Source organism: Rhodococcus sp. Leaf233 (genome assembly GCF_001426165.1).
In the GTDB taxonomy this organism is placed as follows: Bacteria; Actinomycetota; Actinomycetes; order Mycobacteriales; family Mycobacteriaceae; genus Rhodococcoides; species Rhodococcoides fascians.
Map to the genome: position 1 here is coordinate 510119 of NZ_LMRO01000001.1, position 21478 is coordinate 531596.

At 64.2% G+C, this 21478-nt stretch carries 22 protein-coding genes and 2 riboswitches; of the genes, 14 read left to right on the forward strand and 8 right to left on the reverse strand.

The window, feature by feature from the left end:
- Window positions 1-4: 4 nt before the first annotated feature.
- The 4 genes from ASH04_RS02490 to ASH04_RS02505 form a co-directional block, all read right to left on the reverse strand.
- Complete coding sequence (locus tag ASH04_RS02490; protein WP_057472668.1) at window positions 5-1078, reverse strand: isochorismate synthase; 1074 nt, start codon at window positions 1076-1078, stop codon at window positions 5-7.
- Window positions 1078-1836, reverse strand: coding sequence for an HAD-IIA family hydrolase (locus ASH04_RS02495; protein WP_068053998.1), 759 nt, complete (start codon window positions 1834-1836; stop codon window positions 1078-1080). The genes ASH04_RS02490 and ASH04_RS02495 overlap by 1 nt, the downstream gene beginning before the upstream one ends.
- Before the next feature lie 90 nt (window positions 1837-1926).
- Entirely contained in the window at window positions 1927-2268 is a 342-nt protein-coding gene (locus ASH04_RS02500; protein ID WP_442971179.1) for a WhiB family transcriptional regulator, read from the reverse strand.
- Window positions 2269-2395: 127 nt separating this feature from the next.
- Window positions 2396-2797 (reverse strand): hypothetical protein, encoded by a 402-nt coding sequence (locus ASH04_RS02505; RefSeq protein ID WP_032391246.1) that lies wholly within the window; start codon window positions 2795-2797, stop codon window positions 2396-2398.
- A 156-nt stretch (window positions 2798-2953) separates the two neighbouring features.
- Window positions 2954-3047: riboswitch (SAM riboswitch) on the forward strand.
- Window positions 3048-3260: 213 nt separating this feature from the next.
- On the opposite strand from ASH04_RS02505, the gene ASH04_RS02510 reads away from it, so the two are divergent.
- The 4 genes from ASH04_RS02510 (at window position 3261) to ASH04_RS02525 (ending at window position 6532) form a co-directional block, all read left to right on the forward strand.
- The gene (locus ASH04_RS02510; RefSeq protein ID WP_442971186.1) at window positions 3261-4121 is read left to right on the forward strand and encodes an amino acid ABC transporter permease; all 861 of its coding nucleotides are present in this window, start codon (window positions 3261-3263) and stop codon (window positions 4119-4121) included.
- A complete protein-coding gene (locus ASH04_RS02515; protein ID WP_057472670.1) occupies window positions 4118-4915 on the forward strand; it encodes an amino acid ABC transporter ATP-binding protein in 798 nt (265 codons plus the stop codon). The genes ASH04_RS02510 and ASH04_RS02515 overlap by 4 nt, the downstream gene beginning before the upstream one ends.
- Window positions 4916-4957: 42 nt before the next feature.
- Window positions 4958-5932: an ABC transporter substrate-binding protein gene (locus tag ASH04_RS02520; RefSeq protein WP_057472671.1), complete on the forward strand. Its 975-nt coding sequence runs from the start codon at window positions 4958-4960 to the stop codon at window positions 5930-5932.
- A 75-nt stretch (window positions 5933-6007) separates the two neighbouring features.
- On the forward strand, window positions 6008-6532 hold the full coding sequence (locus tag ASH04_RS02525) for a GNAT family N-acetyltransferase (protein WP_052073639.1): 525 nt from the start codon (window positions 6008-6010) through the stop codon (window positions 6530-6532).
- Window positions 6533-6594: 62 nt separating this feature from the next.
- On the opposite strand, the gene ASH04_RS02530 is transcribed toward ASH04_RS02525, so the two are convergent.
- From ASH04_RS02530 to ASH04_RS27075, 3 genes are all read right to left on the reverse strand, one after another.
- On the reverse strand, window positions 6595-6933 hold the full coding sequence (locus tag ASH04_RS02530) for a TfoX/Sxy family protein (protein WP_032364963.1): 339 nt from the start codon (window positions 6931-6933) through the stop codon (window positions 6595-6597).
- Between the two features lie 180 nt (window positions 6934-7113).
- The gene (locus ASH04_RS02535; RefSeq protein WP_235579903.1) at window positions 7114-8775 is read right to left on the reverse strand and encodes an HNH endonuclease signature motif containing protein; all 1662 of its coding nucleotides are present in this window, start codon (window positions 8773-8775) and stop codon (window positions 7114-7116) included.
- Window positions 8751-8960, reverse strand: coding sequence for a hypothetical protein (locus tag ASH04_RS27075; RefSeq protein WP_057472673.1), 210 nt, complete (start codon window positions 8958-8960; stop codon window positions 8751-8753). Before ASH04_RS27075 ends, ASH04_RS02535 begins: the two co-directional genes overlap by 25 nt.
- A 370-nt stretch (window positions 8961-9330) precedes the next feature.
- On the opposite strand from ASH04_RS27075, the gene ASH04_RS02545 reads away from it, so the two are divergent.
- The 10 genes from ASH04_RS02545 (at window position 9331) to ASH04_RS02590 (ending at window position 20596) form a co-directional block, all read left to right on the forward strand.
- Window positions 9331-9837 (forward strand): hypothetical protein, encoded by a 507-nt coding sequence (locus tag ASH04_RS02545; protein WP_156394452.1) that lies wholly within the window; start codon window positions 9331-9333, stop codon window positions 9835-9837.
- 103 nt (window positions 9838-9940) lie between these two features.
- Window positions 9941-10034: riboswitch (SAM riboswitch) on the forward strand.
- A 220-nt stretch (window positions 10035-10254) separates the two neighbouring features.
- The gene (locus tag ASH04_RS02550) at window positions 10255-11865 is read left to right on the forward strand and encodes an ABC transporter substrate-binding protein (protein WP_057472674.1); all 1611 of its coding nucleotides are present in this window, start codon (window positions 10255-10257) and stop codon (window positions 11863-11865) included.
- The gene (locus ASH04_RS02555; RefSeq protein WP_032391251.1) at window positions 11862-12842 is read left to right on the forward strand and encodes an ABC transporter permease; all 981 of its coding nucleotides are present in this window, start codon (window positions 11862-11864) and stop codon (window positions 12840-12842) included. Before ASH04_RS02550 ends, ASH04_RS02555 begins: the two co-directional genes overlap by 4 nt.
- Complete coding sequence (locus tag ASH04_RS02560; RefSeq protein ID WP_057472675.1) at window positions 12835-13731, forward strand: ABC transporter permease; 897 nt, start codon at window positions 12835-12837, stop codon at window positions 13729-13731. Before ASH04_RS02555 ends, ASH04_RS02560 begins: the two co-directional genes overlap by 8 nt.
- Window positions 13728-15326 carry a dipeptide ABC transporter ATP-binding protein gene (locus ASH04_RS02565; RefSeq protein ID WP_057472676.1) on the forward strand — a complete coding sequence of 533 codons (1599 nt, stop codon included), beginning with the start codon at window positions 13728-13730 and terminating at the stop codon, window positions 15324-15326. The genes ASH04_RS02560 and ASH04_RS02565 overlap by 4 nt, the downstream gene beginning before the upstream one ends.
- Window positions 15319-16398 (forward strand): LLM class flavin-dependent oxidoreductase, encoded by a 1080-nt coding sequence (locus tag ASH04_RS02570; protein ID WP_032388988.1) that lies wholly within the window; start codon window positions 15319-15321, stop codon window positions 16396-16398. The genes ASH04_RS02565 and ASH04_RS02570 overlap by 8 nt, the downstream gene beginning before the upstream one ends.
- Before the next feature lie 2 nt (window positions 16399-16400).
- The gene (locus ASH04_RS02575) at window positions 16401-17765 is read left to right on the forward strand and encodes an NtaA/DmoA family FMN-dependent monooxygenase (protein WP_048317248.1); all 1365 of its coding nucleotides are present in this window, start codon (window positions 16401-16403) and stop codon (window positions 17763-17765) included.
- Window positions 17762-18502, forward strand: coding sequence for a DUF1684 domain-containing protein (locus tag ASH04_RS02580; protein WP_235579904.1), 741 nt, complete (start codon window positions 17762-17764; stop codon window positions 18500-18502). The genes ASH04_RS02575 and ASH04_RS02580 overlap by 4 nt, the downstream gene beginning before the upstream one ends.
- Window positions 18499-19623, forward strand: a complete 1125-nt coding sequence (locus ASH04_RS02585) for an LLM class flavin-dependent oxidoreductase (RefSeq protein WP_057472678.1) — start codon at window positions 18499-18501, stop codon at window positions 19621-19623. The genes ASH04_RS02580 and ASH04_RS02585 overlap by 4 nt, the downstream gene beginning before the upstream one ends.
- Before the next feature lie 37 nt (window positions 19624-19660).
- Window positions 19661-20596 (forward strand): NADP-dependent oxidoreductase, encoded by a 936-nt coding sequence (locus ASH04_RS02590; RefSeq protein WP_057472679.1) that lies wholly within the window; start codon window positions 19661-19663, stop codon window positions 20594-20596.
- 24 nt (window positions 20597-20620) lie between these two features.
- Here ASH04_RS02590 and ASH04_RS02595 read toward each other — a convergent pair whose 3' ends face one another.
- Window positions 20621-21478 (reverse strand): LLM class flavin-dependent oxidoreductase, encoded by an 858-nt coding sequence (locus tag ASH04_RS02595; protein WP_057472680.1) that lies wholly within the window; start codon window positions 21476-21478, stop codon window positions 20621-20623.

The following is a 21478-nucleotide window of genomic DNA, read 5'->3' on the forward strand; positions in this document are numbered from 1 at the left end:
TGGGTCAGTTCTCGAAGACGCTGAGTACCGTTCTGAACTTTGCCGTGGTTTCGTCCAGCTCGGCGTCGGGGTCCGAGTCGGCGACGATGCCGCCGCCGGCTGTGGCGGTACCGGACAGGCCGTCCGCGGTGAGTTCGATGCACCGGATCGCGACCATCCATTCACCGTCCCCGCTGCCGTCGGTCCATCCGAGCGCACCGGCATAGAAGCCGCGTGATCCCTCGATCTCGGTGATCGCTCGCATCGCGGCGGCGCGGGGAACACCGGCGACGGCAGCGGTGGGATGCAGCGCCAATGCGAGGTCGAGGGCCGACGTCGACGGGTCGGCCAACGTACCGACGATCGGCGTGGACAGGTGCCACAGCTGCGGAGTGCTGCTCAGCTGAGGTGTCGCGGGTACGTCCAGTGTCTCGCAGAACGGCGCCAGTGCTGCCTTGATCTCGTCGACGACGAAGCGATGCTCGGCCTGGTCTTTCGCGCTGGCCGCCAGTGCCGCCGAGATACGCGCGTCCTCGTCGGGGTCGGTGGAGCGCGCGGCCGTCCCGGCGAAGGGATGGCAGCTGACGACGTTCCCGCGTTTGCGCACCAGCAGTTCGGGGCTTGCGCCGACGAGATGTCTGCCGGGCTCGTCTGTGGGCGAGAGGTCTGCGAAAAAGCCGTTTCCCATCGGATCGCGAGTCACCAACGCGCTCAACACCGCTGACGGATCGATGGGCGACTCGGCGGCCAGTTCGATCGCTCGTGCGAGCACGATCTTCTCGGCGACACCGGCTTTCACACGCCGCACGACCTCACGTACCCGTTCGACGTGCACGCCCGGGTCGGGGATCTGGCGTACGACGGTGATGGACGGAAGCGGCGGCTGTGCGTCCGGTACCGCCCACGCACCGGCGCGTCGGTAGAACTCCGCCGGCTCGATCAGCGCGGTGGCGTCGGACATGTCGAAAGGCAGTACCCCGACGACGTTTCGGCCTTGCTGTACCGCCGCGACTGCGTCGGCGACGTCCGGAAACTGTTGCTGCACTCCCAAGCCGACGACGTGATGATCCTGCCGAGACAGAACGAATCGGAGTTTCATCAGAACGGGTTCTGTGTGCGGCCCACCAGGTCTGCGACGGAATCGAGCACTTTTGTCGGACGATACGGGTACTGCTCGACGGACTGCACGGTCGAAATACCGGTCAACACCAGAATGGTCTGCAATCCGGCTTCCAGGCCGGACAGCACGTCGGTGTCCATCCTGTCGCCGATCATCAGAGTGTTCTCGGAGTGCCCGCCGATGGCGCGTAGAGCCGAACGCATCATCAACGCGTTGGGCTTGCCCACGTAGTACGGCTCTTTGCCGGTGGCCTTGGTGATGAGTGCGGCGACCGAACCGGTCGCGGGCAGCGAACCCTCGCGCGACGGACCGGTCGCGTCGGGGTTGGTGGCGATGAAGCGCGAACCCTTCTCGACGAGACGAATGGCGGTGGTGATGGCCTCGAACGAGTACGTTCGGGTCTCCCCGAGCACCACGTAGTCGGGGCTGGAGTCGGTGAGGGTGTAGCCGATGTCGTGCAGCGCGGTGGTCAGGCCGGACTCGCCGACGACGTACGCACTGCCGCCGGGCCGCTGATTGCCGAGGAACGTCGCGGTGGCGAGAGCAGAGGTCCAGATCGACTTCTCCGGAATGTCCAAGCCGGTGAATGCGAGACGTGCGCGCAGGTCACGTGGGGTGCGGATCGAATTGTTCGTCAACACGATGAACGGGATCTCGTTGGCCTGCAGCTCGGCGAGGAACGTGTCGGCACCGGGGATCAGGTGATCCTCGTGGACCAGAACTCCGTCCATGTCCATCAGGTACGTCCACGGCAGGGGCTTCTCGATATCGGTCACCCCTCCATTGTGGACCATCCGGCGACCTGCGGACCATCTTCTGGTCGCGGCCTAACTTGCCCGCCGCTCGTGGTCGCGTCGCGAGTTGGCCCGATGCACCAGCCGTTCGCGGGCCGTCATGCCGCCCCACACTCCGAACGGTTCGTTGGCCGCCAACGCGAACCGCTTGCAGGCGTCGAGCACTCCGCAGCCTGCGCACACCTGCTTGGCGCGATCCTCGCGTTGGCGACGCGCCGTTCGCCCCTCACCGGAGGGGGAGAAGAAGATCTCCGAGTCCTGACCCCGGCACAGTGCGTCGAGCTGCCAGTCCCAGGATTCGGCGGCAGACGAGGAAATCCTGCGTTCGATCATGGCGATTGCGGTGTTCTTGGACGAGGCAGATTCGTTCGGCATCGTGGCGACCCATTCCTTTCGTCGACGCTGCGCGAGACTGCTCCCGCACAAGGCCATTCGCCAGGAACTCTCGCCGCGTCGCGGGCGCGAGGCAAGGGTTGGAATCAGGGTGATTCGAGGTCGCGGTTCAGGACACGTCGGGGGTGTACCGATAGAGGGCGTTCACTCGGTCGTCCAGCATGAACAGCGGAAGGATCACAGCCTGGATCGCGGCAACCACGGCAGGGAAATAGTCGCCTGCGACGACACACACGAGACTGCCGAGACCGAACAGAATCAGTGTCGTACGGGGAAGGAGCCACGTCGGCTCTCGGTCGGTTCGCCTGAGCGCGTACAGAATTGCGGCTGCGACCGCAACGAGGATGGCGCTATGAGTGGCCAGACGTATCGAATCGGACGTGTCGGCCGCCCGAAACGTGCCGATCACGACCAGCGAACCGAGAAAGACGACACTCGCTGCGTTCAGCTGCCGATAGCGCGGCGTTTTTCGAAAGCCATCGCCACCGATCCTGGCTTTCCACACGTGCATGGGTCGAATTCTCGCACGAGGGTGGTGGAGTTCGCCGACCCTCCACAGATCCAACCCGGGGGCGGTTGCGCCGGTGGCAAGGGTTGAAATCATCGTGATTGTAACCGAATGCGCACGTGCACTTGACGTTTCGATAGATTGTTCTGTACGTTCCTGTCACCATCCAGAGCGACCGAGAGACCTTGGCTCGATGACGTCGCAGCAACCCCGCCCTACGGCGTGTGGGTGCTACCGCCAGGACCGATGGAGGCACGCCCGATGAACATCTGTATCTGTACGCACGCTTGACCGATCGGCGTACTCACAGCACGAAATCTTCGAAAGGCAACCCAGCGATGATCGCTGCCCATCCGACCCGGCGGTTCCGGTGACTCAACTCGACTCTCGACCCGTTGCGGATACGACGGACGACATTCCCGACGAACAACTCGTCGTTGCACGCACGTGGCACCCGTGGCGCTGGGTGATCGCGGTCGCAACGCTGATCGTGGTCGGTCAGTTCCTGCACGGCTTCGTCACCAACCCCGGCTGGGATTGGGGCACCTTCGCGCAGTACTTCACTGCAGCATCGGTGATGTCGGCGCTGTGGTTGACCATCCAGCTCACCTTCTGGGGAACGCTGATCGGTTTCGCCATCGGTATCGGCCTGGCGGTGGCCCGGCTGTCCGACAATCCTGTGCTGCAGGTTATTTCCTGGTTCTACATCTGGGCCTTCCGTTCCATCCCGTTGATCGTGCAGCTTCTGTTCTGGTTCAATATTGCGTACCTGTACCAGACTCTGTCTTTGGGAATTCCGTTCGGTCCCAGCTTCTTTCAATTCGACGTCAACAGCGTCATCAGTGGATCGACGGCGGCCATCATCGGCCTGGCCCTGCACCAAGCGGCCTACTCCGCCGAGATCGTTCGGGCCGGCATCATCTCCGTGGACCAGGGGCAACTCGAAGCTGCAGCAGCGCTGGGTATTCCGAAGAGGCGGGAGTTCTTCAAGATCGTTCTGCCGCAGGCGATGCGAGGGATTCTCCCCAACGCGGCCAACGAGGTGATCAGTCTGTTCAAAGGCACGTCGATCGTGTCGGTGATGGCCATTGCCGAATTGTTCTATCAGGTGCAAGTCATATACGGACGCAACGGGCGCGTGGTTCCGCTGCTCATGGTCGCGACCGTCTGGTACATCATTCTGACGTCGGTGCTCTCGATCGTGCAGTTCTACGTCGAGCGGCACTACGCCAAGGGCGCGGTACGCAACATTCCGCTGACGCCGATCCAGCAGATACGCCACAAGCTCTCCAACGTCAACTTCGCGCCGAGAGGGGCAACCCGATGACCACTCTCGATGCCTCCACATCCACTGCCGCAACGAGATACGCGGTCGAGGTGCGCGGCGTCCACAAGTCCTACGGCGGGCTCGAGGTGCTCAAAGGCGTCGACCTCCTCGTACGTCCCGGTGAGGTGACCGCGATTATCGGCCCCTCGGGTTCGGGCAAGTCGACCCTGCTGCGCGCTCTGAACCATCTGGAGAAGGTGGACCAGGGCACCGTCCGGATCGGCGGTGATCTGGTGGGATATCGGCGCAGAGGCAACAAACTGCACGAACTCAGCAACAAGGAGATTCTGCGGCAGCGTTCCCAGATCGGTTTCGTGTTCCAGAACTTCAATCTGTTTCCTCACCTGACGGTCCTCGAGAATGTCATCGAAGCCCCGATCTCTGCGCAGAAGCGCACGCGTTCCGACGTCGAACCCGAGGCGCTGGCTCTCCTCGAACGAGTCGGGGTGCACGCGAAAGCCCATGATTATCCGCGACGACTCTCCGGCGGACAACAGCAGCGGGTCGCCATCGCGCGTGCACTTGCCCTGCGTCCCACAGTGATTCTGTTCGACGAGCCGACGTCAGCGCTCGACCCCGAATTGGTGGGAGAGGTTCTCGAGGTCATCCGCGGCCTGGCACGCGATGGTGCCACCCTGGTGATCGTCACGCACGAGGTCGGGTTCGCCCGCGAGATCGCCGACACCGTCGTCTTCATGGATGGCGGCGTCATCGTCGAACAAGGCTCTCCTGCAGAGCTTCTCGATTCACCCAAGGAGGAACGCACCAAGTCGTTCCTCGCTCACGTTCTCTAGCTTTCACTCACACTTCACCTGCACCCACGAACGGGGAAAGTCATGTCCGGATCATCTCGTAGGCTCGCGGTAGTAGCATCCGCATTCGCTGTCCTGGCACTCACTGCGACAGCATGCAGCGAACCCACTGCCGAATCTCAGGTCGTCACCGATGACGGCGGAACGTTCGATCTATCACCCGAGCAGGCCGACCGCGTTCGCGCCGAGAAGGTCGACGACATCGCAGCCGAAGTGCCGCAAGCGATTCGTGATCGCGGCACGCTGATCGTCACCGGGTCGGGCGGTACCGCACCGCCGCTGCGCTTCTACGCCACCGACGACACCACCATCGTGGGGTCCGAGGTGGACTTCTCGTACCTGATCGCCGACATTCTCGGTCTCGACGTCGATCTTCAGGTCGCAGATTGGTCGCAGAACTTCGTGAAGATCGACTCCGGCGAGAACGACGTGTTCATCTCCAATGTCACCGTCACCGAGGAGCGCAAGGACAAGTACGACTTCGCGACCTATCGACTGGACAACCTCGCTTTCGAGGCGCAGAAGGACACCGATTGGACAGTCGAGAAGCGTCAGGACATCGCAGGAAAGAAGATCGGGGTCGGCTCCGGTACCAACCAAGAGCAGTTGCTGGTCGACTGGAACGAGCAGAACGTAGCCGAGGGTCTGGCTCCCGCCGAGATCGCTTATTACCAGAACACGTCCGACTACTACCTGGCGCTCGGGTCGGGCCGTATCGACGGGTACCTGGGACCGAATCCGTCCGCGGTTTATCACGCGGCAACCGGTGGTGAAACCAAGATCATCGGCACGTTCTCGGGTGCCGGAGATGCGCTGCAGGGTGAGATAGCAGTACTGACCAAGAAGGACAACGGGCTCATCGACGCCGTGCAGGACGCAGTGAACCACGCCATCGAGGACGGCAGCTATCAGAAGGTGATCGATCGTTGGGGCCTGCAGTCCGAGGCAGTGACCGAGTCCGTCATCAACCCGCCCGGGCTACCCCGCAAGGAAGGTTAGACAACTGAGCAGAGGTGCCGTCGGCCGGGAAGCTGGTCGCTGATCTGGTCGACAGTTAATCGAGACAGGAAGCATATGAGCGCGACGTTCGATGTCAACATTCGCAGTGCTGACACGGGTCCAGGACGCGTGGACTTCGTCGAGGTCGATCAGCACGATCGGCTGGCGATGCCCCTGCTGCAAGAACTGGCGATCGAATATTCGTCCCGGTACGGCCGGAGCCCCGGTGTCCAATACGAGGAACTGAAGTCCTATCCTGCCCGGGAGTTCGCACCGCCGGATGGTGTGTTGGTAATTGCCTTGGCCGATGGCGTTCCTGTCGCCGGAGGTGCGTACCGGAAATACGACTCGGAAACCGCAGAGCTGAAACGTATTTGGACATCGAAAGAGCACCGCGGCAGGGGATTCGGCAGACTCGTCGTGGCCGAGCTGGAACGCAGCGCACGTGATCGCGGATATCGCAGGGTCTACCTGACGACTGGCTGGAATCAGCCCGAGGCCGTTGCGCTGTACCTGGCAGCTGGATACACCCCGCTCTACGACCGAAGTCTGCCGTCCAGAACAGTCGGATCGCACCCCTTCGAGAAGAGTCTCGAATGAGCCCGGTTCAGTGATGCCCGACTACGGCCCGAGTGGGGTGCGGTGTCGCCGAGCAATGTTTGTCAGCCCGACGTGTCGGCGTGGTGTTCCAGAGCTGCACCGACCCAGAACTGCAGTGCCTGTTCGCTCGTCAGCGCTTCTGCATCGACGGTGATCCAGCCTTCACCCATCGACCGCCCCTTGCCCATGACGGCATGGTGGGCCCCATCGAGCTGGAGGTATTCGGGTTCGCGTACCCCGTCCACACGAACAAGCAAGGCACGGTTTTCGGTGCCGACACACACCACCATTCTGTCTCGCACCATGAACGCCAGACCGCCGAACATCTTCTGCTCACGCAGACTCTCCTGGTCCCAGAGAGCGTCGCGGATGCGGTCCGCAAGAAGCTCGTCGTACGCCATGCGCTCGTACTCCTCCTGAGATGGTTGTATCGATGGAACCCCCTGGTCGTGTCGAGCGCAACTGTGGGTCGACGCAACGGGGGATTCGGTATCTGCGTTGCAGTCCTGCCGGAGGCAGGGCTGTGTCGATGGCCGGGTGGTGCGACAGGCAGAGCTGTGCCGTGGTGGTGGTGTGGGTCGTCATGCGGGTTGTCGTGGTTCCTCGTCGCCGGTGTCGCCCGTGTCGCTGTGGTGGTCGGGTGGGTACAGGACTTCCTCGGGGTGGTGTGCGTGGTTGATCAGACCACGGCGTGTGGGGTCCATCCCGGTGGGTGGGTGCCACAGGGTGCGGCCCGGATAGCGGTGTCCTGCTGTGGTTTTGGTGGTTGCCCACTTTCCGGGGCCGGTGCCGACGAGTGCGTGGTGCATGTCGCAGGCGAAGGTGACGGAGTCGATGTCGGTGGGTCCGCCCTCGACCCAGTCGTCGAGGTGGTGCGCTTGGCACCAGGTCGCGGGGCGGGTGCAGGAGGGGAAGCTGCAGCCGCGGTCGCGGGCGATGAGGACGATGCGTTGGTCGGCGGAGGCGATGCGTTTGGATCGGCCGAGGTAGAGGGCTCTGCCGTTGTCGTCGAAGATGGTGAGGTAGTGGTGGGCGTGCGAAGCCATGCGGATGGCGTCGCGGATCGAGACGCGGGATCCGGTGGCGGTCATGGCGTAGCCGCAGCCAGCGTCGAGGTCTTTCGAACTCATGGTGACGATGGCGGTGACGGGCAGCCCGCGGTGGGTGCCGAGGGTGCCGGAGGCGAGGGTGTGCCGGAGCGCCATCTTCAGTGCATCATGACGGCGTTCGTTCTGGGTGCGTCGATCCCGCGCGGCGGCAGCGTCGCGAGCAGCGGTGTCCGATGCGTCGGCGTCGGCGTGGCCGCCGGGTTCAGCAGTGCTGTCGGAGCCTGCGTCGTCGTTGGTGTCCTTGGGTGCCGCTGCGTCCTTGGCTGCAGCTGTGCCGTTGGACCCTGTGCCGCAACCACAGTCGTCACCGTCGCACTCGCCGCAGTCGCCTTCGCAGCAGTCCTCGTCGCCGCAGTCCTCGTCACTGCAGTCACTGTCCCCGTTGCGGGTCGTCCCATCCCACAGGCCTGCATCGCTCGACCCGGCATCACCGGACGACGGCTCGGACGTCGGCTCGGACTGCTCTGCAGTGGACTTGCTGTCAGCTTCATCCTCGTGGACGACCGATGTCGGGTCGGCAGGATTGTTCACACCGGGTTTCGCGGCTTTCGAGAACAGGGCTTCGAGGTAGGCGCGTAGCTCGGAGTCGACGCAGAACGTCCCCTCGGACATCCCGTCGGAACCCTGCTCACCGAGGTAGAAGAACGCATCCCGTTTCCGTGGCCTCGGGTTCGCGTTCTTGTCCTCGTCCTCGTTCTCGTCGAAGTCGCCGTCGGGGTCGAGGATCGAGTCCAGGTGCGCCACCAGTGGCGCGAAGTCGTCGGGCCGCCTCGTCGACGCCAAGCCCACCAACTGCTGTTCGGCGCGATCGCGGGTCTGCGGATCCACACTCGACGGCAAATGCTTGAAGAATTCACGGATCATCTGCACGTGCTGGGCATCGAGCAACCCTGCCCGCACTGCTGCAGCGGTGTGCGGCAACAACGGAGGCAGCACTTCGCCGGACAATGCGGTGCGGTCACCCAACTCCGCAGCCAGACGTACTCGCGCCCCGGCCGCGCGTGGGGTGATCCGCAGCATCCATGCCACCGAGCACGGCACCGAACCCGGATAGACGTCGAGGCCGTGTTGTGCGATCAGTTCGTTGAGCCAGGTGTGCGAGTACGCCGTCACAGACCGCGACACAGTTTCCATGCGTTGGATTGGATCACCGCACGCCGGTCGGCATTCGACCACGCCACCGACGCCTGCCCCGCCAACTCCGCGACCGCCGACTCCACCGCCTCGACCAACCCAGCCAAGACAGGGTCGGACACGTCAGGGGCAGGCGGCACCGTCTCGATGCCGTCCACCCCTGATCCGCCGTCCCCCGAAAGCATGAACAGAATCTACCGCGACCCACCGACAAGTATTCGAACGTACGTTCCCGCATCATTGGGCTGTCGCTGCGGCCCAGCTGGAGTCGGAGCACGGCACTATGCGGCCAATTACATATGGACCAAAAGTGTGACGTTGTCGGTTTTGTACAACCACGAGTCGCGAAGATGCTGGTGGCGGCGTTCAATATCCCCCAAGGCGGACGTAACGACCACAGCAGCGTTGCTCGCATCGGTGACGAAAGCCACTGCTCGACGGTATCTCCGAACGCGACTGTCGAGCCGGTGTCCAATGTTGTGTGTTGACCCAGTGGGGATGATCGACATGAACGACTCGTGTGGCTCCGCGCTTTCGTGCAGTTCGCCCAAGGACATGATCACCCGTCTCCAGTTCGGCACCGCCGACCTGTGGCCAGAGGGCGCGGCGCTTCCTGCCCGCTGGCGCTACATGGCCGATCTGGTCGACTCCGATCGCGGCATTCTCGCTGAGCTCCACGGTTCGGTGTCGAATCCGGTGGCGGATGCTCTCGCTGCGGCTGCGGAACTGTGCAGACAATCGGCCGATGAGCCTGTGACCACCGGAGACTGGGCGCTACTCGGACGAGCACTGGCGTGGCTCGGCCCCGGCGGTTCCGATATCGATCGCGCGTTGCTTGCTGTGGGAGAAGAATTGACACTGATCGGTCTCGACGGTGCGGAACAGGACTTCTCGGTCGCGACCTGGCTCTGCATGGACGTCCTCGTCCGATTCGCTCATGCGGGCGAAGCGATCGACTACTGGGTGCACCGCGTGAATGCGCCAGAGTTGAACAAAGTTGCGTCGCATGATGATTCGAGATCTTGCGCGAGTGGGAGCGCTGGACTGGCGCTGGCCGTCTGAACGGTAGGCGTCGGTCCGACCGCGCTTCTCGCGTCTACTATCGGCGGGTTTTCCTACCCCGGTTGGCAACCGGGGCGATGCTCTCGTAGTATCGGAAACTGTAGGACCATCCAGAGCGACCGAGAGACCTGGCTCTATGACGTCGCAGCAACCCCCCGCTCGTCGGGTGAGGGTGCTACCGCCGGGACCGATGGAGGATTGCACGTGAACACCCGAGTTGCCGCAGGCTTCGTCAACGGTTGCCGCCGTCTCCATGTCGATCTGTGCCGCCTCAACGGTTCGACCTGTCGCAGCTGACATTTCGTCACAACTCGTACTTCACACCTCACCTCATCATCTGCGCGCACTCCTTCCTGGGCACACCCAGCTCGGATGCGGGATCGTGCGCGCGATCGACCAGATATCGGAGACGCCTACGTGTCCACTCGTCCTGCATTCCTGGTGGCCGGCCTGATCGCCACTGCGGCCACAGTCCTCGCCGGATGCGCCGGTGGTGCCGCCACCACGGCCGCCGACGCCGGTCCGGCCCAGCCCGGCGGAACTCTGCGTTACGGCTTGTCCGGGGCCCCGACCTGCTCGGATCCCGCCCAGTCCGGCACCAACCAGACCATCTACGTCACCCGTCAGGTCGTCGATTCACTCACCGATCAGAACCCCGAAACCGGTGAGATCGAACCGTGGCTGGCCGAGCGGTGGGACGTGGGTGCCGATGCGAAATCCTTCACATTCACGCTGAAGGACGGCGTCACCTTCAGTGACGGCACGGTGCTCGACGCGGCGGCGGTGAAGGCGAATTTCGACGCGATCATCGGCCTCGGCGCAGCGAAGGCACCGTTGGCGGCGAGCTATCTGACCGGTTATCAGAGCGCCACGGTGGTCGACCCCTCGACGGTGCGCATCGACTTCGCAGCACCGAATGCGCAGTTCCTGCAGGCGAGTTCGACACCTCAGCTCGGAATTCAATCCATCGCGACCTCGGCGCAGTCGGCCGAGTCGCGGTGCTTGGGTACCAATATCGGATCGGGACCGTTCACCTACGCGGATTACCAGCAGGACCGTTCAGTCACTCTGGCCAAGCGAAGCGGATACAACTGGGGTTCAGCGGTATTCGGTCATACCGGCGAGGCCTATCTCGATCGCATCGATTTCACCATCGTGCCCGAGTCGGGCGTCCGCACGGGAAGCTTGTCCTCCGATCAGCTGGACGCTGTCAGCGACGCGTTGCCGCAGGACGCTCCGCAGATCGAAGCGACCGGCGGCCGAATTCTGACTACATCCAACCCGGGCGTTCCGTTCGGCATTCAGCCCAACGTCACTCGCGGGGCGCTGCAAGACCCCGCCGTCCGGACGGCCCTGGTACCGGCGATCAATCGTCAGGAACTCGTCGATACCGTCCTCGGGCCCGACTTCCGCACGGCGACAAGCACGTTGGCCAGCGCTACCCCAGGTTACGTCGAACTCGCCGATGTCACCTACGATCCCGAGAAGTCGAAATCGCTGCTCGACGACGCAGACTGGGTTCCCGGTGCCGACGGAATCCGTGAAAAGGACGGGCAGAGGCTGAGTTTCGAGGTCATGTACTCCGCAGTGTTCGCTGGCAACCAGGCGATCCTGGAGTTGACGCAGCAGCAGCTACGTGCGGTGGGCGTCGACCTGCAGCTCGAGTTGGTCTCGACGTCCGAGGCGACAGCACGTCAGGGCACCAAGGACTACGACTCCACGTACTACAACAGCACCCGCGCCGACGGCGACATTCTGCGCACCACGTTCGCCGTCGACGGACGTAACCTTAACGCGCGCAGCACGATTCCTGATCTGGATGCTTCGCTGACCGATCAGCTCTCGACCACCGATGCAACGGCGCGCAACGACATCCTCGCCACCGCTCAGCAGCAGGTGCTCGACAACGGACTGTGGATCCCCACGATCGAACTGTCGCAGGCCGTCGGCGCGGCGTCGAAAGTGCAGGACCTGAAGTTCGAGGCCTCCGCTCGACTGCAGTTTTTCGATGCCTGGCTGAGCGCATGATCCGGTACCTCGGGCAGCGCGTACTGCAGGCAGTGGCAGTGCTGTGGGCCGCGTTCACCATCTCGTTCGGCGTGCTGTTCCTGCTGCCGTCGGACCCGGTCAGTCTCGCTGTCGACTCTGCCGGTTCGGGCACACCGGTCGACGCGGCGGCCGTCGCAGAATTGCAGGCCCGCTACGGTTTGGATCAGCCGGTGTGGGTGCAGTACTGGCATTCGCTGTCTGGGGCTGTGCAGGGCGATTTCGGATTGTCCATCGCCACCGGACAGCCGGTGACGACGGCGATCCTCGATGCCGTGCCGAGCACGCTCGGCCTCGCAGGCACCGCACTGGTATTGGCGGTCGTGTTCGGGTCGGCACTGGCGTACGCCGCGACGTACACCCGAACGCCGTGGCTGAAAAATCTGTTGTTCGCACTCCCGCCGCTCGGGGTGGCTGTACCGACCTTCTGGGTGGGACTGCTGTTACTGCAACTGTTCTCGTTCCAGTTGAGGTGGTTCCCGGCCTTCGGTGACGCCGGGGCGGCTGCACTGGTGTTGCCTGCGGTCACATTGGCATTGCCGACCGGTGCGGTCATCGCTCAGGTGTTGGCCACCAGCATGTCGACTACCTGGAAGCAGCCGTTCGTCGATGTTGCTCGCGCCAAGGGCGTCTCGCGGCTACGGGTGCAGACGCGGCATATAGCGCGGCTGTCGTCCATCCCGGCTTTCACGATCGCGGGTGTGTTGGTGGGGACGCTGCTCGCCGGATCGGTCGTCGTCGAGACGGTCTTCTCGCGGGCCGGAGTGGGACGGCTGACCCAGACCTCGGTGTTGGCCCAGGACATTCCGGTGGTGCAGGGCATCGTGGTGCTGACCTCGCTGGTGTTCGTCGTGGTGAACCTGGCCGTGGACCTGCTGTATCCGCTGATAGACCCGCGCATCGTGCGCGAGTACAAGCCTGCGCGCGCGGTCGCGGAACCGGAGAAAGCTCATGTCTGACATTCTGATTCGTGACCGCGAGGTTCGGGCAGAGGCGTTGCTCGAGGCAGAGCCGGTGCCGTCGACAGCTCGGCGTCGCCGGGTTCTGACGGACGCCCTGAAGCACGTGTGGCTTACCTTGTCCGCGCTCGTGCTGCTGCTCGCGCTGGGATTCGCACTCTTCCCCTCCGTGTTCGCGAGCGGAGACCCGTTGGTGGGCGTGCCCGCCGACAAGCTCCAGGCCCCCAGCACGGCACATTGGTTCGGCACCGACAACATCGGCCGTGACGTCTTCACCCGCGTGGTGCACGGCTCCGGTCTGTCGTTGACCGCGACACTGCTCGCCGTCGGGATCGCACTGGTCGTCGGATCGCTCGTCGGCCTGATCTCCGGGGCAGTCGGGGGCCTCGTCGACGCCGTGCTGATGCGCATCGTCGATGTGCTGCTCTCGATTCCGACGCTGCTGCTGTCGCTGGCCCTGGTCACAGCGCTCGGCTTCGGAACCGTCAACGTTGCCATCGCCGTGGGGGTCACCCTCATCGCCAACTTCGCCCGGGTCATGCGGTCGGAGGTGTTGCGTGTGCGTCGATCGCTGTATGTCGAGGCGGCGTACGCCTCGGGTGTGCGATGGTTCGACGTCTTTCGCCGACACATCCTCCGCAACTCGTACGGTCCCGTGATTGCCCTCGCAGCAGTCGAATTCGGTATGGCGGTCCTGGCGGTCTCGGCGTTGAGCTTCCTGGGATTCGGCGCTGTTCCGCCCACACCGGAGTGGGGATCGCTGATCTCCGAGGGTCGGAACTTCCTCGCCACCGCCTGGTGGATGACCACCTTGCCGGGCCTGGTGATCGTGGCAGTCGTGCTGTCCGCGCACCGTCTCGGGCACGCACTCGAGAGGCGATCCGAATGAGCCCCATCCTCGAAGTCGACAACCTCACGGTCGGCTACGGCACGACGACGGCCGTGCGCGGAATTTCGTTCACCGTCGAACGCGGCGAGGTACTGGCCGTCGTAGGCGAATCCGGTTCGGGAAAATCCACCACGGCCCACGCGGTCATCGGCTTGCTGGCCGGCAACGGCCGGATCCGAAGTGGCTCGGTGACCTTCGACGGCCGGCGCCTGGACACCGCATCGGACAAGACACTGAATCGCCTGCGCGGTCGGCATATCGGGCTCGTCCCGCAGGATCCGACCACCTCACTGAACCCCGTCGTACGCGTCGGAGACCAGGTGGCCGAGGTGCTGCGTGTGCACGGGTTGGCAGATCGGCGTACCGCGAAGCTCGAGGCAATCCGCATTCTCACCGACGCGGGCCTCGACAACCCCGAGGTGCGGGCACGCCAGTACCCGCAGGACCTGTCCGGTGGGCAGCGGCAGCGGGTACTGATCGGGATCGCTCTCGCGTGCCGCCCCGAACTGGTGATCGCCGACGAACCGACCAGCGCCCTGGACGTCACCGTGCAACGACGCATCCTCGACCATCTGGACGCCCGAATTGCCGAGACGGGTGCTGCAGTTCTGTTGATCACGCACGATCTGGGCGTTGCGGCCGATCGCGCCGACCGGCTGGTCGTCATGAGTGGTGGTGAGATCGTCGAAACCGGTCCGACTGCAGAGGTGTTGGCGAACCCCACCCATCCCTACACACAGAAGCTGCTCGCGGCCGCGCCGTCTCTGAACTCGACGCTCCGTCCGGCCAGGACGGGTGCGGGCGATCCAATTCTGTCCGTCTCGTCGGTGTCGAAGCGCTTCGCCATCGGACGAGGCGTTCACCTGGATGCGGTGCGAGACGCCACGATCACGGTCGAGCGGGGTCGAACCGTCTCTGTCGTCGGCGAATCCGGTTCGGGGAAGTCCACCCTGGCGCGTATCGCGATCGGCCTGGAAACACCCTCCGTGGGCACGGTCACGTTCGACGGAATCGATGTCACCGGCCTTCGTGGCACGGCGAGTCGGGAGCTGCGGCGTCGAGTCCAGATCGTCTATCAGAACCCGTACGCATCACTGAACCCGAAGTTGCGCGTCGGCGAGATCGTGCGAGAACCGCTGGACGCGTTCAAGATCGGGACGTCGCGAGACCGCTCGGCGCGTGCCGCGGAACTGCTCGACCAAGTGGCTCTGAGCAGTGACCACCTGGCGCGTCGCCCGGCCGAGTTGTCGGGTGGTCAGCGTCAACGCGTCGCAATCGCTCGGGCACTGGCGTTGGCACCGGAGGTGGTGGTGCTCGACGAGCCCGTATCGGCCTTGGACGTGTCGGTGCAGGCACAAATTCTTTCGCTGCTCGGCGATCTGCAATCCGAGTTCGGTCTGAGCTATCTGTTCATCTCGCACGACCTGGCCGTGGTTCGCCAGATCAGCGACACCGTGGCTGTGATGCAGTCGGGCGTAATCGTCGAATACGGCAGCACCGCTTCGATATTCGACAACCCCCAGCAGGAATACACCCGCGAGTTGCTCGCGGCCATCCCAGGAACAGCGACACAGAGAGTGGGTACCGGTGTCTGACAAGCTTTTCGTCACGGCAATCGAACCGAGGGGAACCGGCGCACATCCACAGGCGTGGCGGCGACAGGATTCTCGCGCCGAGGAAGTGTTCACCGCGGCATTCTGGATCGATCAGCTTCGCGCGGCAGACCGGGCCGGGATCGATCTGGTCTTTCTCGCAGACTCCTTCGCTTCCCGGACTCTCGAGGCGGTTGCCGTGGCAGCCCGGGCTGCTGCGCTCACCGAACGCATCGGTTTGATCCCGACGGTCACCGTCACCCACACCGAGCCGTTCCACATCTCGAAGCAGATCGCGAGTCTGGACTTCGCCTCACACGGTCGCGCAGGTTGGCAGGTCGAGGTGTCCGGCGGCGCGGAGCAGGCAGCACTGTTCGGGCGTAAGGGCGAGCAGGACGAAGAGAGCCTGTGGCAGGAGGCCGACGAGGCCATCGAGGTCGTCACTCGGCTGTGGGACAGCTGGGAGGACGACGCCGAGATTCGAGACGCTGCGACGGGTCGGTTCGTCGACCGAGACAAGTTGCACTACATCGACTTCCAAGGTGAGCACTTCTCGGTGAAAGGGCCGTCCATCACGCCGAGGTCACCTCAAGGACAGCCACTGGTAGCAGTGCGCGCCCACTCCGCCGAATCCACCGCGGTAGCGGCCGCCAGAGCGGACATCGTGCGGATTGCTGCAGACTCGATCGAGGGCGCAGCTGCCCTCGCGGCGCGTGTTCGACGGGCCGTCGTGGCCGAGGGCCGCGACCCGGTGGACGTGTTCGTGCTACTCGACGTCGAGACCTTGGTGTCGGAGACCGCGGCCGAAGAATTGGCGCAGCTCGACAACTGGGCAGGCCGGGTACGTACGCCGCAATCGCTGCAGTACGTGGGCGACGTCGCCGGGCTGAACTTGCTACTCGGAGCGGCCGAATCCGCGGGACTGGACGGGGTCACCCTCGTGCCGCTCGCGCTTCCGTCGGGAGTGAAGACACTCCCGGCCACGGACAGCAGAACCGGAGCGACGGTGCGCGAGCGCCTCGGCCTGGCTCGTCCGACAAATCGTTTTGCAGCACCCGAAAGGAACAGTCGGTGACGATCTCGAAGCGGACCAAGAAGCAGATCCACCTCGGCGCGCATTTCCCTGGCGTCAACAACACCACCGTCTGGACCGACCCGGCGTCGAAGAGCCAGATCGAATTCGATTCGTTCGTCCACCTGGCCGAGTCCGCAGAGCGTGGGCTGTTCGACTTCTTCTTCCTCGCCGAAGGTCTGCGATTACGCGAGCATCGCAACAAGATTCACGATCTCGACGTCGTCGGCCGTCCGGACACGCTCACGGTGTTGAACGCGTTGGCATCGGTGACGACGAAGCTCGGACTCGCCGGGACGATCAACACCACGTTCAACGAGCCCTTCGAGCTCGCCAAGCAGTTCTCTTCGCTGGACCACCTGTCCGACGGGCGCGCGGCGTGGAACATGGTGACCTCGTCCGACGCGTTCACCGGAGAGAACTTCCGACGCGGTGGCTACCTCGACCGGGCCGACCGCTACGTGCGAGCGAACGAGATCATCGACGTCGCCCGAGAGTTCTGGGATTCGTGGCAGTCCGATGCGTTCGTCGTCGACCGGGATCGAGGTGTCTTCGGCCGAGAATCCGAGATCCGCACGGTCTCGCATTCGGGTCCTCAATTCGATGTGACGGGCCGCTTCACGTTGCCGCGCAGTCCGCAGGGACACCCGGTGTTGTTGCAGGCCGGCGATTCCGACGAAGGTCGTGAGTTCGGTGCGGCCAAGGCGGATGCGATCTTCACCATCCACGGGACGCTGGAGGACGGTCAGAAGTTCTACACCGACGTCAAGGGAAGGTTGGCCAAATACGGCCGCGAGCACGCAGACCTGAAGGTGCTGCCCGCCGCGACGTTCGTCCTCGGGGACTCGGCCCAGGATGCAGCCGAGAAGGCCGACCATATTCGGCACCAGCAGGTCAGCGGCAAGACTGCTATCTCGTTTCTGGAGCAGGTGTGGGGACGAGACCTGTCCGAGTACGACCCGGACGGACCGCTGCCCGACGTCGAGCCGAGTGGTGACGTGAGCATCACCCGTGGTCGCGCTCGCCACGGTGACCCGAGAACCCTTGCGCAGCAGTACCGTGAGCGTGCCGAGGCCGAGAATCTGAGCATCCGGGAGCTCATCATCGCGGTGACGACCCGGCAGCAGTTCGTCGGAACGCCGGCACAGGTAGCTGAGGACATCGACAGCTACGTCCAGAACGATGCGTGCGACGGGTTCATCCTCGTCCCGCACATCACACCGGCCGGGCTCGACGAGTTCGTCGACAAAGTCGTCCCACAACTGCAGGATCGCGGTAGTTTCCGTACCGAGTACACCGGGAACACGCTGCGTGATCACCTCGGTCTGCGTCACCCGTACCAACAGCGTGAAGGAGTGCGAGCATCGTGAGTGGATTCGAGCAGGACTGGAAACAGTGGCATGCGGACCGGGAAGCGTCCTACGGCGATCCATTGGGATGGTTGTCGCTGGCCGGATTGTATTGGCTCACCGACGAGTTGGAGATCGTAGCCGATCTGCCCGGTCGATGGCGGGCCGACTCGGACTCGGTGACCGTCGAGGGGGTGGACGGTGTTACGACGCTGAATCCGGTGGAGGGTGCGCCCGGGATCCTCGTCGACGACGGTGAACGCCGTATCGAGGTCATCCGCCGCACCGGCGCGGTGGCGCTACGGGTCCACGATCCGAAAGCTTCGACCCTGCAGTCCTACAACGGAATACCGGCCTACGAACCCAGCGAGGAGTTCGTGGCCCGCGCCACGTTCACGCCCTACGACGCCCCGGTCACCGTGACGACAGGTGCCGTGGTCGAGGGTCTCGAACACCACCACACTGCGGTGGGCACCCTCGATTTCGAGCTGGCCGGTACAGCCCAGCAGTTGGTTGCGTTCGGCGGCAACGACACTGGTTTGAAGGTTCTGTTCACCGATGCCACGAGCGGGGTCACCACGTACCCGGCAGCGCGGATCCTTGCTGTGGCGGAACCCCAGGATGGCTCCGTGACACTCGATTTCAACCGAGCAGCGAACCTGCCGTGCGCGTTCACCGACTACGCGACGTGCCCGGTCGCGCCGGCGGAGAACCGGCTGACGGTGGCTGTCGAAGCAGGGGAGAAGACGCCCGGATGACGCGCGTGCCGCTGTCCGTTCTCGACCTGGCACCGATCAGCGCTGGGTCGAGCACTGCTCAGGCGCTCCGGAATTCGCTCGATCTGGCACGACAGGCCGAAGAGTGGGGCTACGAGCGCTACTGGGTTGCCGAGCATCACTTCGTCGCTGCGGCCAGTTCTGCGCCTGCCGTACTGGTGGGTTTGATTGCGGCTGCCACCAACCGCATTCGTGTCGGATCGGCTGCGGTCCAGCTCGGTTTCACGACAGCTGCTGCCGTAGTGGAGTCCTTCGGAACGGTGGACGCGCTGTATCCGGGTCGTATCGATCTTGGTGTGGGTCGATCCGGGCAGCGCAGAGCAGCAGCCCTGACCGGTGCACAGCAGGCTGCGCCCGAGCACGCGGTGTCATCGGAACACGGTGGACTGTTCCCAGTGGCGCCCGCTGCGGCGACCCCGCGAACGACCCCGCTGCTGGCTGCGTCTCTGGCTGCGCTGCAGCAGCCGCACGCTGAGGTCCCGGAATTGGTCGATCAACTCGACGACCTTGTTGCGCTGCTTGCCGGTAGCTACGAGCGCGACGGGGTGCCGTTGACGGCACGCCCGGGTGTCGGGGCCGATGTGGCGCTGTGGCTGTTCGGCAGCAGCGCTGGGCCGACTGCCCGTGAGGCCGGTGCCCGCGGTCTGCCGTTCGCGGCGAGTTATCACTTCAGCCCGGGGACGACTCTCGAGGCTATCGACGAGTATCGCCGTGCTTTCGTGCCGTCGGCCCGGTTGTCCTCACCGTACGTGGCGGTGTCGGCCGATGTGGTTGTTGCAGAAACGGATTCGCAGGCCCGTGAGCTGGCAGCGTCTTTCCCGCAATGGGTGCACAGCATTCGCAGCGGTCGAGGTGCGATCGAGTACCCGGATCCGAAGAACGTGGCACCGCTGACCGGCGAGCAATACGAGCTCGTCGCTGATCGAGTGGACACTCAGATCGTCGGATCTGCGGCGACGGTCGCGGTGAAGCTCGACGCCCTGCAGGAAGCGACCGATGCGGACGAACTCGTGCTCACCTCGGTCACATACGACCATGCGGACCGGCTGCGCTCGTACGAATTGCTCGGTAGGGAATGGGGACTGCCGCGCCTGCGGATCTGAGCGGAACATTTGCGTCGTGGTGACCGTTGTACCGCGCATGACACGAGTTGCAGTTGCAGCGTCCTACGGTGGACCGGACGTCATCGAGATCGTCGAACGAGAGCTGCCTGAACCATCCGAGGGCCAGGTTCTAGTCGAAGTCAAAGCGATTGGCGTCAACCCCTTCGACTACAAGAGCTACAGCGGTGCATTCGGCACCGACGCGTCGAAGCTTCCGATCGCGTTGGGCAGCGAGGCGTCGGGCATCGTGCTGGCGGTCGGCGGAACCGTCGAGGGGCCGGTCGGTCCTGTCGCCGTCGGCGACGCGGTGGTTGTCTCCGGCCAGAACGGTACGTACGCCGAGCGAATTCTGGTTCCCGCGCGGTTCGTGTTTCCGAAGCCGGAAGCCCTGGACTGGAACGTTGCTGCGGGTGTACTCGCCGTGGCTGGAACTGCCTACGACGCACTGGAATCCGTCGGTGTCGAGAGCGGAGACACCGTTCTCGTGCACGGGGCGGCGGGCGGCGTCGGGTCCGTGGTGGCTCAGCTCGCTCTGGAGCGTGGGGCCACCGTCATCGGGACTGCGCGCCAACAGAACCACGACGCGCTCCGGTCCTACGGTGTCGAGCCCGTCGAGTACGGCGACGGACTGATCGACCGGGTACGAGCAGCCGCGCCGAATGGGGTGGATGCGGCAATCGACACGGTGGGCACCGACGAGGCCGTCGACGTCTCTCTCGAATTACTGACGGACAGAGCGAGATTGGTCAGCACGGCCGCCTTCGGACGAGCTTCGGCAGACGGGTTCCTCACCGTTGGTGGGCCGGTCAGTATGGAGCGTCGACGCCTCGCATCCCCGGTGCTGCTGGAGCAGGCGGGTGCAGGCGTATTCGAGGTCACGGTTGCCAAGACCTTCCCGCTCGAGGACGTGGCGAAGGCGCATGCCGAACTGCAGTCGACGCACCCGCGTGGAAAGTTCGTTCTGGTTCCGTGAGGACAAGGCCCGGCGCACGGGTTCTTACGAGCGATCGATGAACGCCTCGGTCACTCTCTGCGCGATGCCGTCGGGATAGGGGCCGGGGAGGATGAGAACGACATGATCGAATCCGGCGGCCACCGCGTCGCCGATGTCGTTTCTCAACCTCTCGGGTTCTTCGAACGACACCCCGAGAGCGATCGATCGGGTGATCGCCCCTGGATCGCGCCCGATCTCGGCGCAGTACCGGTCGAGTAGTCTGCCTCTGTCCAGTGCGTCGGCCAGGTCCCCACCGGGAATGTTCCATACGTCGGCGTGTTCGGCGACGAGGCGCAGCACTCCTGCCGCCCGGCCGCCGATCACGATCGGCGGGCCCGGTCGCTGAATCGGTTTCGGATTCTGGAACGCCCCGACGAGGTCGACGTGGCTGCCGTGAAAGTCGAAGGGTTCGCTCTCGGTCCAGAGCCTACGAATCACCGTGATCGATTCACCCAGTCGCGCAACAGCGTTCGCAGCGTCGCTGTAGGGCAGCCCGCTCCCGTCGTACTCCCGTCTCGCCATCGGCACGCTCGGCCGTGATCCGGCACCGATGCCGAAGTCCAGCCGCCCGTGCGAGACAGCGTCGACCGTAGTGGCGATCTTCGCGAGGATCGCGGGTGGACGAATGCGGTTGCTGGTGACCATGATTCCCAATCGCAACCGCTCGGTACGAGCGGCCAATGCGGACAGCATGGTCCAGCCTTCGAAGATCGGGCCGTCGAGGTCACCGCCGATGGGCATGAGGTGATCGAACAGCCACGCGTGCTCGATTTCCGGAATGCCGTCTGCCTCGCGCCACACCCGGAGCAGGTCGGCGTAGGAGACGTTCTGGGGAGGGGTCATGATCCCGTAGCTGACCAT

Bases quoted from the DNA above. Each gene is read 5' to 3' on its own strand.
- ASH04_RS02490 (WP_057472668.1), bottom strand. From the start codon at position 1,078: ATGAAACTCCGATTCGTTCTGTCTCGGCAGGATCATCACGTCGTCGGC.
- ASH04_RS02495 (WP_068053998.1), bottom strand. From the start codon at position 1,836: ATGGACATGGACGGAGTTCTGGTCCACGAGGATCACCTGATCCCCGGT.
- ASH04_RS02500 (WP_442971179.1), bottom strand. From the start codon at position 2,268: ATGCCGAACGAATCTGCCTCGTCCAAGAACACCGCAATCGCCATGATC.
- ASH04_RS02505 (WP_032391246.1), bottom strand. From the start codon at position 2,797: ATGCACGTGTGGAAAGCCAGGATCGGTGGCGATGGCTTTCGAAAAACG.
- ASH04_RS02515 (WP_057472670.1), top strand. From the start codon at position 4,118: ATGACCACTCTCGATGCCTCCACATCCACTGCCGCAACGAGATACGCG.
- ASH04_RS02520 (WP_057472671.1), top strand. From the start codon at position 4,958: ATGTCCGGATCATCTCGTAGGCTCGCGGTAGTAGCATCCGCATTCGCT.
- ASH04_RS02525 (WP_052073639.1), top strand. From the start codon at position 6,008: ATGAGCGCGACGTTCGATGTCAACATTCGCAGTGCTGACACGGGTCCA.
- ASH04_RS02530 (WP_032364963.1), bottom strand. From the start codon at position 6,933: ATGGCGTACGACGAGCTTCTTGCGGACCGCATCCGCGACGCTCTCTGG.
- ASH04_RS02535 (WP_235579903.1), bottom strand. From the start codon at position 8,775: ATGGAAACTGTGTCGCGGTCTGTGACGGCGTACTCGCACACCTGGCTC.
- ASH04_RS27075 (WP_057472673.1), bottom strand. From the start codon at position 8,960: ATGCTTTCGGGGGACGGCGGATCAGGGGTGGACGGCATCGAGACGGTG.
- ASH04_RS02545 (WP_156394452.1), top strand. From the start codon at position 9,331: ATGATCACCCGTCTCCAGTTCGGCACCGCCGACCTGTGGCCAGAGGGC.
- ASH04_RS02555 (WP_032391251.1), top strand. From the start codon at position 11,862: ATGATCCGGTACCTCGGGCAGCGCGTACTGCAGGCAGTGGCAGTGCTG.
- ASH04_RS02560 (WP_057472675.1), top strand. From the start codon at position 12,835: ATGTCTGACATTCTGATTCGTGACCGCGAGGTTCGGGCAGAGGCGTTG.
- ASH04_RS02565 (WP_057472676.1), top strand. From the start codon at position 13,728: ATGAGCCCCATCCTCGAAGTCGACAACCTCACGGTCGGCTACGGCACG.
- ASH04_RS02585 (WP_057472678.1), top strand. From the start codon at position 18,499: ATGACGCGCGTGCCGCTGTCCGTTCTCGACCTGGCACCGATCAGCGCT.
- ASH04_RS02590 (WP_057472679.1), top strand. From the start codon at position 19,661: ATGACACGAGTTGCAGTTGCAGCGTCCTACGGTGGACCGGACGTCATC.
- ASH04_RS02595 (WP_057472680.1), bottom strand. From the start codon at position 21,478: ATGGTCAGCTACGGGATCATGACCCCTCCCCAGAACGTCTCCTACGCC.